At 69.1% G+C, this 9718-nt stretch carries 11 protein-coding genes; 5 read left to right on the top strand and 6 right to left on the bottom strand.

Features of this window, described 5'->3' with window-relative positions; genetic code table 11:
* Positions 1–85 precede the first annotated feature (85 nt).
* Both Q8Q88_RS20750 and Q8Q88_RS20755 read left to right on the top strand, forming a co-directional pair.
* Positions 86–1339 (top strand): type III PLP-dependent enzyme, encoded by a 1254-nt coding sequence (locus Q8Q88_RS20750; RefSeq protein ID WP_305677088.1) that lies wholly within the window; start codon positions 86–88, stop codon positions 1337–1339.
* An 87-nt stretch (positions 1340–1426) separates the two neighbouring features.
* On the top strand, positions 1427–2500 hold the full coding sequence (locus Q8Q88_RS20755; protein ID WP_305677089.1) for a deoxyhypusine synthase: 1074 nt from the start codon (positions 1427–1429) through the stop codon (positions 2498–2500).
* Positions 2501–2567: 67 nt separating this feature from the next.
* On the opposite strand, the gene Q8Q88_RS20760 is transcribed toward Q8Q88_RS20755, so the two are convergent.
* From Q8Q88_RS20760 to Q8Q88_RS20770, 3 genes are read right to left on the bottom strand one after another with little or no spacing between them, the layout of a single operon-like run.
* Positions 2568–2990, bottom strand: coding sequence for a hypothetical protein (locus tag Q8Q88_RS20760; RefSeq protein ID WP_305677090.1), 423 nt, complete (start codon positions 2988–2990; stop codon positions 2568–2570).
* Between the two features lie 11 nt (positions 2991–3001).
* Complete coding sequence (locus tag Q8Q88_RS20765; RefSeq protein ID WP_305677091.1) at positions 3002–3319, bottom strand: hypothetical protein; 318 nt, start codon at positions 3317–3319, stop codon at positions 3002–3004.
* Positions 3316–3696: a DUF2089 domain-containing protein gene (locus Q8Q88_RS20770; RefSeq protein WP_305677092.1), complete on the bottom strand. Its 381-nt coding sequence runs from the start codon at positions 3694–3696 to the stop codon at positions 3316–3318. The genes Q8Q88_RS20765 and Q8Q88_RS20770 overlap by 4 nt, the downstream gene beginning before the upstream one ends.
* A gap of 154 nt (positions 3697–3850) precedes the next feature.
* On the opposite strand from Q8Q88_RS20770, the gene Q8Q88_RS20775 reads away from it, so the two are divergent.
* Complete coding sequence (locus Q8Q88_RS20775; protein ID WP_305677093.1) at positions 3851–4654, top strand: phosphatase PAP2 family protein; 804 nt, start codon at positions 3851–3853, stop codon at positions 4652–4654.
* Here the strand turns inward: Q8Q88_RS20775 and Q8Q88_RS20780 are convergent.
* Positions 4651–5409: a molybdopterin-binding protein gene (locus Q8Q88_RS20780; RefSeq protein ID WP_305677094.1), complete on the bottom strand. Its 759-nt coding sequence runs from the start codon at positions 5407–5409 to the stop codon at positions 4651–4653. The two genes, Q8Q88_RS20775 and Q8Q88_RS20780, sit on opposite strands and share 4 nt — an antisense overlap.
* On the bottom strand, positions 5406–6233 hold the full coding sequence (locus tag Q8Q88_RS20785; protein ID WP_305677095.1) for a cytochrome b/b6 domain-containing protein: 828 nt from the start codon (positions 6231–6233) through the stop codon (positions 5406–5408). The genes Q8Q88_RS20780 and Q8Q88_RS20785 overlap by 4 nt, the downstream gene beginning before the upstream one ends.
* 124 nt (positions 6234–6357) lie before the next feature.
* On the opposite strand from Q8Q88_RS20785, the gene Q8Q88_RS20790 reads away from it, so the two are divergent.
* Positions 6358–7290: a thioesterase family protein gene (locus Q8Q88_RS20790; protein WP_305677096.1), complete on the top strand. Its 933-nt coding sequence runs from the start codon at positions 6358–6360 to the stop codon at positions 7288–7290.
* Between the two features lie 14 nt (positions 7291–7304).
* Positions 7305–8396: a YeiH family protein gene (locus Q8Q88_RS20795; protein ID WP_305677097.1), complete on the top strand. Its 1092-nt coding sequence runs from the start codon at positions 7305–7307 to the stop codon at positions 8394–8396.
* Positions 8397–8494: 98 nt separating this feature from the next.
* On the opposite strand, the gene Q8Q88_RS20800 is transcribed toward Q8Q88_RS20795, so the two are convergent.
* On the bottom strand, positions 8495–9370 hold the full coding sequence (locus tag Q8Q88_RS20800) for an alpha/beta fold hydrolase (protein ID WP_305677098.1): 876 nt from the start codon (positions 9368–9370) through the stop codon (positions 8495–8497).
* Between the last annotated feature and the right edge of the window lie 348 nt (positions 9371–9718).

Raw genomic sequence — 9718 nt, forward strand, 5'->3', positions numbered from 1 at the left:
ATTTCGCACCGCTCCGGCGGACCCGATGTCCTGAAAAGCGCTGCTAACGCCGGCTAGGTTCAACTGCCAATGGGGGTTACGTGAATTGCACACGTACCATACGCCCCTGGACCTGGTCCGTCAGCGGTCCCCGGAACGTCCCGTCGCAATAGCGCGACCGGACGCGGTGGCCGCAGCGGCGCGCTGGTTCCAGACGAATTTTCGAGGCGACGTCTTCTACGCCGTCAAAGCGAATCCTTCGCCCTGGGTCATCGAGACCCTGGCGGCGAATGGCGTTACCTCCTTCGATGTGGCCTCGATCCCCGAGATCGAGCTGATCGCGCAGTTCGCGCCGGGTTCCCGCATGGCCTTCATGCACCCGGTCAAGAGCCGCGCGGCGATCGCCGCCGCCTATCATGACCACGGCGTGCGCACCTTCGCGCTCGACACTCATGAAGAGCTGGCCAAGATCCTGGCCGCGACCGGCGACGCCAAGGACCTGAACCTCATCGTCCGCCTCGCGGTGGCCGCCGAGGGCGCGCAGTATTCGCTGTCCGGCAAGTTCGGCGTCGACGCCCATGAGGCGCCGGCCCTGCTGCTGGCCGCGCGGCGCGCGACCCAGGACCTGATGGGCGTCTCCTTCCACGTGGGCAGCCAGTGCATGCGTCCGACCGCCTACCAGGCGGCCATGACCCAGGCCTCCCGCGCCCTGGTCCGCGCCGGCGTGTTCGCCGACGTGGTCGATGTGGGCGGCGGCTTCCCCTCCGTCTATCCGGGCATGGTGCCGCCGGCGCTCGCCGACTATGTGGACTCGATCGACCGCGGCTTCGCCGAGATGATGGTCCACGAGACCACCGAGCTCTGGTGCGAGCCGGGCCGGGCCCTGGTGGCCGAAGGTTCGTCCATCGTCACCAAGGTCGAACTTCGCAAGGGCGAGGCGCTCTATCTGAACGACGGGTCCTATGGCTCGCTGTTCGACGCCGCGCACGCCAAATGGCCCTTTCCGGTCAAGCTGCTCCGCAACGAGGGCGGCGAGGCGCGCGAGGTCGAAGGCAATCTGAAGCCCTTCAAGTTCTGGGGCCCGACCTGCGATTCGCTGGACCATATGCCGGGCCCGTTCTGGCTGCCGGAAGACGTCCGCGAGGGCGACTACATCGAGATCGGCATGCTGGGCGCCTATGGCGTGGCCATGAACACCCGCTTCAACGGCTTCGGCGACGCCGAGATCGCCGAGGCCAAGGATGCGCCCATGGCCTCGATGTTCGGCCTGGCGCGGCGTTCGATCCCCCTGCCCCGGCAGGAGAACCAGAACGTCGTGAAGCTGTCGCGTGCGCGCGGGAAGAAGCGTCGGCGGAAATAAGCCGGCGGCTCATTCGTTATTGGCGCGGCCGGTCGCTCCGTCCCGGCCGCGCCCTATTTTTTGGACGGGCGCTCAAACTCTCAAGGGATGCAGAGAATGAACGCTGACGTTCAGAAGACGAACCGCAAGGCCGAGCTGCTGGCCAACACCGTCGAGCACGTGGCGATCGACCAGTACGACGCCCGTCCGATCATCGACGCTATGCGCAAGATGAGCTTCACCAGCCGCGACACGGCGCGGGCCGCCGACATCTGGTCGATGTCGCTGGAGGACAAGGACTGCTCGACCTGGCTGACCCTGGCGGGTTCGACCAGCGCCGGCGGCTGCATGCACATCTACCGCGACATGGTGAAGTACGGGATGATCGACACGATCGTCGCCACCGGCGCCTCCATCGTCGACATGGATTTCTTCGAGGCCCTGGGCTTCAAGCACTACCAGGCCCAGTCCAATGTCGACGACCGCGACCTGCGCGACCTCTATATCGACCGCATCTACGACACCTATATCGACGAGGAAGAGCTGCAGAACTGCGACGGCACGATCTACGAGATCTGCGAGCAGCTCGAGGCCCGCCCCTATTCCTCGCGCGAATTCATCCACGAGATGGGCAAGTGGCTGGCGGCCGGCAACGCCAAGAAGCCCGACTCGCTGATCGAGGTCGCCTATCGCGAGGGCGTGCCGATCTTCTGCCCAGCCTTCGTGGATTCATCGGCGGGCTTCGGCCTGGTCAAGCACCAGGTCGAGCGGATGAAGGCCAAGAAGCCCTACCTGACCATCGACACGGTGGCCGATTTCCGCGAGCTGACCGACATCAAGCTGGCGGCCGGCACGACCGGCCTGTTCATGGTCGGCGGCGGTGTGCCGAAGAACTTCGCCCAGGACACCGTGGTCTGCGCCGAGATCCTGGGCCACGAAGCCGAGATGCACAGGTACGCGGTGCAGATCACCGTGGCCGACGTGCGCGACGGCGCCTGCTCGTCCTCGACGCTCAAGGAGGCCTGCTCCTGGGGCAAGGTCGACGTCACCTGGGAACAGATGGTGTTCGCCGAAGCCACCACCGTGGTGCCGCTGATCGCCTCGGACGCCTTCCACCGGGGCTCCTGGAAGAACCGCACCAAGCCCCGCTGGGCCAAGCTGTTCGACAAGACCCCCGCCTAGGCCGAAAAAGACGGCCGTCGCCCCTATCCCAAAGGCGACGGCCGAGTTCGGCGACGGGGAGGCGTCGCTACTCGCAGAAGATCCTGACCTTGGTCCGGTCCTGATCGACATCGACCGTCAACTCGTCGAGCTGCTCGACCAGCTCCTCCAGGTTCTCGGGCTTCAACTGGTTGAGGTCGAACGGCACGCCGTTCTTGGCCATGGCCGCATTGACCTTCTCCCGGGCGATGGGCGGGATGATGCTGGAGAGCCGCACCCCGGCGCTCAGGAGGTTCATCGGCACCCGGATATTCACCTTGGTCGGGCCGTCGTGGCCCTCGTCGGTGTCCACCACCACCCGCAGGTACTTCACATTGCGCCGCGCGCCGGGCGCGGGGCCGGAGGCCGGCTGGGGTCCACGCTCGAGGGCGGCCATCAGGCGCTCGGCCTCGTCGGGGGTGATCTTGCCTTCGCTCAGCATCTGCAGGATCGAGCGGCGGTCTTCGCTCATGGCGGCGTCTCCTAGACGATCTTGATGCGGACGAGAGCGTCCGGGGCTTGGACATCGACCTCGGTTCCGCCGAGGGACAGCAGCACGCGGCCCACCGACAGCACCGCGTCCAACGGGCTGACCCCGCGCGGCCAGGGCACGAACACCGCCACGATCAGCAGCAGGAAGGCGAAGGGCGAGAGGACCAGGAAGAGGGCGGTCAGCGGCAGCCACAGACGGATCACCGGCCGCTCGCCCGACCTGACATAGGTCCGCCGGCGCTGGTGGCGCGCGGTGCGCATGGCGCGGGCCTGGAGGGTGGCGAGCGCCCGGATCGGGGTTCCGCTCATGGGCGTCCCTCCAATTCGGCGATGGCGGCCTCGGCGTCGATCTCACCGCGGCTGAGGCGTTCCAGCACGTCGGCCCGCGACGGCCGCACGTCGATCTCCACCAGGTCCAGCACCCCGGCGATGCGGTTGAGCCGCGCCTTGATGGTGGGGTAGGAGACCCCGAACACCGCCTCCATTTCTTTGATCGAGCCGTGGCTCTTGAGGAAGGCGGCGACGAAGACCTGGTCCTCGGCCGAGAGCCTGGCCAGCTGCGGCGGCTCGAAGCCGCCCTCGATGGCGACGCCGGACTCCACGAGCCGCACCCGCTCGACCACGAAGGCCTTGCCCTGGGTGAGCTCGGTGAGCGCCTGCCAGTCGTGATGAGGTTTCTGGGTCAAGATGGCCGGTCCGGGTTGAATTTCTCAATCCTAGACTCAAGATATTCAATTTCTCAAGCCCGAAATGAAGAATCTCAATTTCAAGGCGTCAAACCGCTTGAATGGGGACCCGGCCTGAGCATGATCGCGCCAACGAAAAATCCGGGAGGGGATGATGGATCGCAGAGTGATGGGCGCCGCCCTGGTGGTGGCCCTGGCCGCCGCCGGCATGGCCGTGGCGCAGCAGGCCGCCGCCCCCGCCCCCAGCCTGCCCATGGGTTATCTGACCCCGCAGACCTGGCCCGACGCGGCCAGGATCCTGGCGCCGGCGCCGGCCACGGGCTCGTCGCGCGAAGCCCGCGACCAGGAGGTCTTCAAGACGACCCGCGCGTCGGAGGGCTCCCCGCGCTGGGCGCTGGCCCAGAACGACGTCCCCACCCTGCCCCAGGCCATGTTGAAGAACTTCAGCTGCGCGGTCGGCGTCGAACTGACCCCGCAGAACGCGCCGAAGTTGAACGCCCTGCTGGGCCGGGTCGGCCTGGACGCGGGCCGGCAGGTCGCCGCGGTGAAGGACGTTTTCAAGCGCAAGCGGCCCTACCTGATCACCGAGGGCAATATCTGCGTGCCCAGGTCCGACAGTCTGGCGGCCAGCCCCGACTATCCCTCCGGCCACGCCACCTGGGGCTGGAGCATCGGCCTGATCCTGGCCGAGATCGCGCCGGACCGGGCGACCCCGATCCTGGCCCGCGGACGGGCCTACGGCGAGAGCCGGGTGATCTGCGGCGTGCACACCGTGAGCGCGGTGGAGGCCGGCCGGACCAATGGCGGCGCCCTGGTCGCCACCCTGCACGGCGACCCGCAGTTCCGCGCCGACCTGGAGGCCGCCCGCACCGAGATCGCCGCCTTGCGCAAGACCGCCACGGCCGAGCCCGCGTCCTGCGCCGTCGAGGCCGAGCTGGTGGCGAAGGGGCCTCACTAGATCCCCGCGTACCACTCGTAGCCGCGGTCTTCCCAGAAGCCGCCCTTGCCGCGGCCCAGGTGGGCGTAGTCGGCCACCGCCTCGATGCGCATGAGGTATTTGGCGTGCTTGTAGCCGAGCTGGCGTTCGACGCGCACGCGGCAGGGCGCGCCGTACTTCACCGGCAGGGGCTGGCCGTTCATGGCATAGGCCAGGATGGTCTGCGGGTGGTAGGCGTCGATCAGGTCGATGCTCTCATAGTATTTGTTGGCCCCATCCGTGGCGTTGGGGTCCAGGGTGTCGGCGCAGTGGAAGACGAGGAAGCGTGCTTCCGGCTTGAGACCCACGCGGTCCAGCAGCGGGCCGAGCCTGGCGCCGGTCCACTTGCCGATCGACGACCAGCCCTCCACGCAGTCGTGGCGGGTGATCTGGGTGCGCGAGGGCTGGGCCCGCAGCTCCGCCAGGCTGAGCGACAGCGGCCGCTCCACCAGGCCGTCGATGGCCAGGCGCCAGTCGCCGAAACCGCCCTTCACCAGGGCGCGGTAGTCGGGATCGGATGGGCCGATGGAACCGTTGGCGCGGAAGTCGGGGGAAATCTGCGCCTCCGGGAACTCCTGGGCGAGCGCCGTGCGGTTGATGACCAGGCGCTGGGCCCGGCGGGTCAGGCCCTCGGCCGTGGCCAGGCCGCGCTGCACGCCGGGGCTCATGCTGAGCCGGTCGCAGGCCCCGAGCAGGAGGCCGGTCGCGCCCAGCAGCAGGCGTCGGGAGACGGTCATGGCTGGGCTCCGACGCGGATGGCGAAGCGGCCGGTGATCATGGAACGCAGGCTGTTGATGGGCCCGGAGACCAGCACCATCAGCACGTGAACCACCACGAAGGCCACGATCAGGCCGGCCGAGATGAAATGCAGGGTGCGCGCCGACTGTCGGCCGCCGAACAGGTCGGGCAGCCAGGGGAAGGCGGCGTTCAGGCCCGGCGACATGGAGAGCCCCGTGGCGACCATGGCCGGCAGCAGAACGAAGATCACCGCCAGATAGGTCAGCTTCTGCAGGGCGTTGTAGCGCCGCGCCTCTTCGCCCTTGGGGAAGCGCAGGCGGGCATGGTCGGCGATCTCGTGCAGCAGGTGGCGGGGCCTGAGTTGGTCGCGCTCCGGCAGCAGGTCGCGCTTGAAGTGCCCATTCACGAGGTTGCCCGCCAGGTAGACCAGGCCGTTCAGGGCGAAGAGCCAAGCGAAGAAGAAGTGCCAGCGGCGGCCCGAGGCCAGGTCGCGGTAGCCCGGGAGGGTCGCCCAGGCGGGGAAGCCCCGCGCCTCCTGGGCCTGGGGGGCGCCTGAGAGTCCGAACAGGCCCGTGGTCTGCAGGGTGATGTCGCCGATCTTGGTGACCCCCACCCGCTCCCCGCCCAGGTCCTTGGCCTGCAAGGCCGCCCAGGGCTCGGCGAACACCGAGGCGTCGCCCCAATAGAGCGCCGGGTGGGCGTTGAAGATCTGCAGGCCGCTCGCCAGCAGCACCAGCATGGCCAGCAGGTTGATCCAGTGGGTGACCCGCGTAACGAGGGCATGGCGGTGGACCAGCGCCTCCGCGGACGGGGGATCGGACATCGAGGTTCCTCCAGGCCGTGGAGCTTGCCACGACGCAGATACGGCCGCCATCGCTCAGCGGATGCGCTAGCGCCGCCGTCCAAGCGTCCCTAAGGTCGCCGCCGCAATTCCGGGGGACAATCACGTGACAAGCCAAGGCGTCGAGGTCTGGAGCGGCGGCGTCAACACCTGGGAATGCGACGAGATGGGCCACCTGAACGTCCGGTTCTGGGTGGCCAAGGCCCTGGAGGGCTTAGCGGGACTGGCCGCGACGCTGGGCATGCCGCACGCCTTCGCCGCCCACGGGCAAGCGACCCTGGCCATCCGTGAACTGCACATGCGCTTCCTGCGCGAGGCCCGCGCAGGGGCCTGGCTGCAGGCGACCGGCGGCGTGGTCGAGATCGGCGAGAGCGACGCGCGGCTGCTGGTCATCCTGCATCACGCTTCGGGGGAGCCCGCCGCCACCTTCCAGTTCCGGGTCGACCACGCCACCGCCGCCGACCTTCGGCCCTTCCCCTGGCCCGAGCGGATACGCCAGCGGGCCGAGGCCCTGCATGTCGAGGTCCCGGCCCATGCGGCGGCCCGCAGCGTCGACCTCGGCCCGGTGACGCCCACCGCCAGCCTGGCGCGGGCCGATGAGCTCAACCTGATGCGCATCGGCCTGGGCGTCGTCGGACCGTCGGAATGCGACGTTTTCGGCCGCATGAGCGCCGAGCGGTTCATCGGCCGGGTCTCCGACGGGATCACCCGGCTGTTCGGCGAGGATCGACCGGGGCCGGATCCCATTCCGGGCGAGCCGCCGCCCAGCCTGGGCGGCGCCGTGCTGGAGTACCGGGTACTCTATCTCGACTGGCCCAGGGCCGGGGACCGAGTAGAGTTGCGCTCGGGAATCGCCGACAGCACCCCGCGCATCCGTCGCGCGGTCCACTGGATGGTCGACCCCCTGAGTGGTCGCCCCTGGGCGAGTTCGGAGGCCATCGCCATCACCTTCGACCTCGACAAGCGCAAGATCATCGACATCGGCGCCCAGGCCCAGGCGGCGTTCGTGGCCCGGCTGACGCCGGGCCTTGCGCTCTAGGTCGCCCCCCGCCGATGCGCGATGACCTCGACCAGCTGGCGTTCCGGTCCCTCGATTCTCTGGAGGGCGCGCCGCCCTGGTCGGCGCAGCCGCAGGGCGAGCCGCCCCGCCTCCTGGCCCGGGCGCGCCGCTATGCGCCGGGCCTGATCATCGCCGGGCTGGTGGCCCTGGCGGCGCAGTGGCTGTCCGAGCACTACGGGGCGCCTGTGATGCTGTTCGCCCTGTTGCTGGGCATGGCGGTGAACTTCACCGGCGACGACCCGCGCTGCCGGCCGGGCCTGGATTTCGCCGCCCGTCACGTGCTGCGGATCGGGGTCGCCCTGCTGGGCATGCGAATCACCCTGGACCAGGTGAGAACCCTGGGGCTTGAAACCCTGCTGCTCACCGCCGCGGCCGTGCTCCTGACTATCCTGGTCGGCTGGAGCCTCGCGCGCGCGCTGAAGCTGCGCGGACCCCTGGGGGTGCTGATGGGCGGGGCGGTGGCGATCTGCGGCGCCTCGGCGGCCCTGGCGATCGCCGCCTGCCTGCCGCGCAGCGAGACCCATGACCGCGACGTGGTGCTGACCGTCGTGGGCGTGACCACGCTCTCGACCGTGGCCATGGTGATCTATCCCGCGCTGGCGACCCTGCTGGGCCTCAGCGATGTGGCCGCCGGGGTCTTCTTCGGCGCGACGATCCACGATGTCGCCCAGGTGGTGGGCGCGGGCTACAGCGTCTCGCCTCAGGCCGGCGACACCGCCACGATCGTCAAGCTGTTCCGCGTGGCCCTGCTGCTCCCGGCCGTGGTGATCATCTCGCTGATCTACCGTTCGGCGCTGATCGAGGCCGGCGCCCGCGCCGCGCGGCCGCCTCTGGTCCCCGCCTTCCTGATCGCCTTCGCCGTCCTGGTGGCGGCCAATTCGACGGGCGTGGTTCCGGCCGCGATCACCGGGCCGGTGTCGGACGCCTCGCGCTGGTGCCTGGTGGCGGCGATCTCGGCTCTGGGCGCCAAGACCGCCCTGGGCGACCTGGCGCGCGTGGGGTGGCGGCCGATCCTGGTGCTGGTCGGCGCCACGGCCTTCATCGCGCTGCTAGTCCTCGGGAGCCTGGTGGCGCTGGGACGCTAGACCATTTTCCGCCGAAGTGGACGCCGGTTCGGCGAAGAAAATGGTCTAAATTCAAAGAGGCTTGAGAAAAATCCGATCCAATCAGATCGGATTTTTCTCTAGGCCGCCGCCGCCTCGCGCAAGGCGGCCTGGACCAGGTCGGGGCGCTCCATGGGCAGGAAGTGGGTGGTTCCGGGAATGGTCTCGATCCGGATGCGGCCGGCCGCCTGCAGGGCGTCCAGCCGGGGATGCTCGCGGCAGGTCGAGCCCTCCGCCGCCCTCAGGATGCGGATCGGGACCCGGGCGGCCTCGAAGGCGCCCAGGGTGTCGTGGCCGTGCGAGGTGAAGTTCGACGCCTCCCAGGCCGGCGCGCAGCTAAGCTCAACCTGGCCGTCGGTCCGGTCACGGAAGCCGTCGGCGACGTAGTCCGCCAGCATGTCGGCGCTCCAGGACGCGAAGGCGCCGCGGCCCGTATAGGCGGCGATCACCGCCTCGCGGCTGGGAAACACCGCCCGGCGGCGCAGGGCGCCTTGGACCAGCGGCGAATTGGCGGTCGCCTCGGCCTCACTGACCGAGGGAATCACCACCGGGTCGGCCAGGACCAGGCTCTTCACCCGTTCGGGCGCGGCGGCCTGGGCCAGGACGCTGACGGCGCCGCCCATGGAATGGCCGGCCAGGATCACCCCGCGCAGGTCCAGAACCGCCAGCAGGGCCAGGAGGTCGTCACGCAGGTCGTACCAGGAGCCACGGCCCGCCGAATCGGTGGGCAGGGTGGAGCGTCCATGGCCCCTCTGGTCCACCGCCAGCACCCGCAGCCTGTCGCCCAAGGGCTCCAGGATGGTGCGGTAGGTGCGCGCGTTGAAGCCGTTGGCGTGGGCGAAGACGATGTCGATGGGCCGATCGGACGGCCCGAACTCGAGGCCCGCCATCGCCCCGTCGCGCCCGGGCAGGTCGATCAACCGCCCGCGCGTGGCGTCGCTCACCGTCAAATCCATGTATTTCCCTCCGCCGACCCGCCTATATACGCCGCCGGGCCCTTGGAGCCATGCCGCGACGCCGATGCGCCAAACCCAGCAAATGCCCCGGTTTTCGCTGCGGAAGTCGACCCAGGATCAAAAGTGATCACGAGGGCGTGAATTAAAGCCTTGCCCTCTGCGCGAAGCGCGGCATATTCCTGACCTGCGTACGCGACGTTCCCTATCCGGGTCGCTTCGTATGACGCTCTAACCTCCGTTTCCAGGGGACCCAGGGACCATGACCACCGAAATCCTTCGCAAGCTGCTCGTCGCCGGCGCCGCCGTCGCCGCCCTCTCCGTCGCCGCCTGCGGCAAGCCGGCTGAAAA

The organism is Phenylobacterium sp. (assembly GCF_030697925.1).
GTDB lineage: Bacteria > Pseudomonadota > Alphaproteobacteria > Caulobacterales > Caulobacteraceae > Phenylobacterium.

Excerpts from the sequence above, each read along its gene's own strand:
- Q8Q88_RS20755 (WP_305677089.1), top strand. The coding sequence starts at position 1,427 with ATGCAGAGAATGAACGCTGACGTTCAGAAGACGAACCGCAAGGCCGAG.
- Q8Q88_RS20760 (WP_305677090.1), bottom strand. The coding sequence starts at position 2,990 with ATGAGCGAAGACCGCCGCTCGATCCTGCAGATGCTGAGCGAAGGCAAG.
- Q8Q88_RS20765 (WP_305677091.1), bottom strand. The coding sequence starts at position 3,319 with ATGAGCGGAACCCCGATCCGGGCGCTCGCCACCCTCCAGGCCCGCGCC.
- Q8Q88_RS20775 (WP_305677093.1), top strand. The coding sequence starts at position 3,851 with ATGGATCGCAGAGTGATGGGCGCCGCCCTGGTGGTGGCCCTGGCCGCC.
- Q8Q88_RS20780 (WP_305677094.1), bottom strand. The coding sequence starts at position 5,409 with ATGACCGTCTCCCGACGCCTGCTGCTGGGCGCGACCGGCCTCCTGCTC.
- Q8Q88_RS20785 (WP_305677095.1), bottom strand. The coding sequence starts at position 6,233 with ATGTCCGATCCCCCGTCCGCGGAGGCGCTGGTCCACCGCCATGCCCTC.
- Q8Q88_RS20795 (WP_305677097.1), top strand. The coding sequence starts at position 7,305 with ATGCGCGATGACCTCGACCAGCTGGCGTTCCGGTCCCTCGATTCTCTG.
- Q8Q88_RS20800 (WP_305677098.1), bottom strand. The coding sequence starts at position 9,370 with ATGGATTTGACGGTGAGCGACGCCACGCGCGGGCGGTTGATCGACCTG.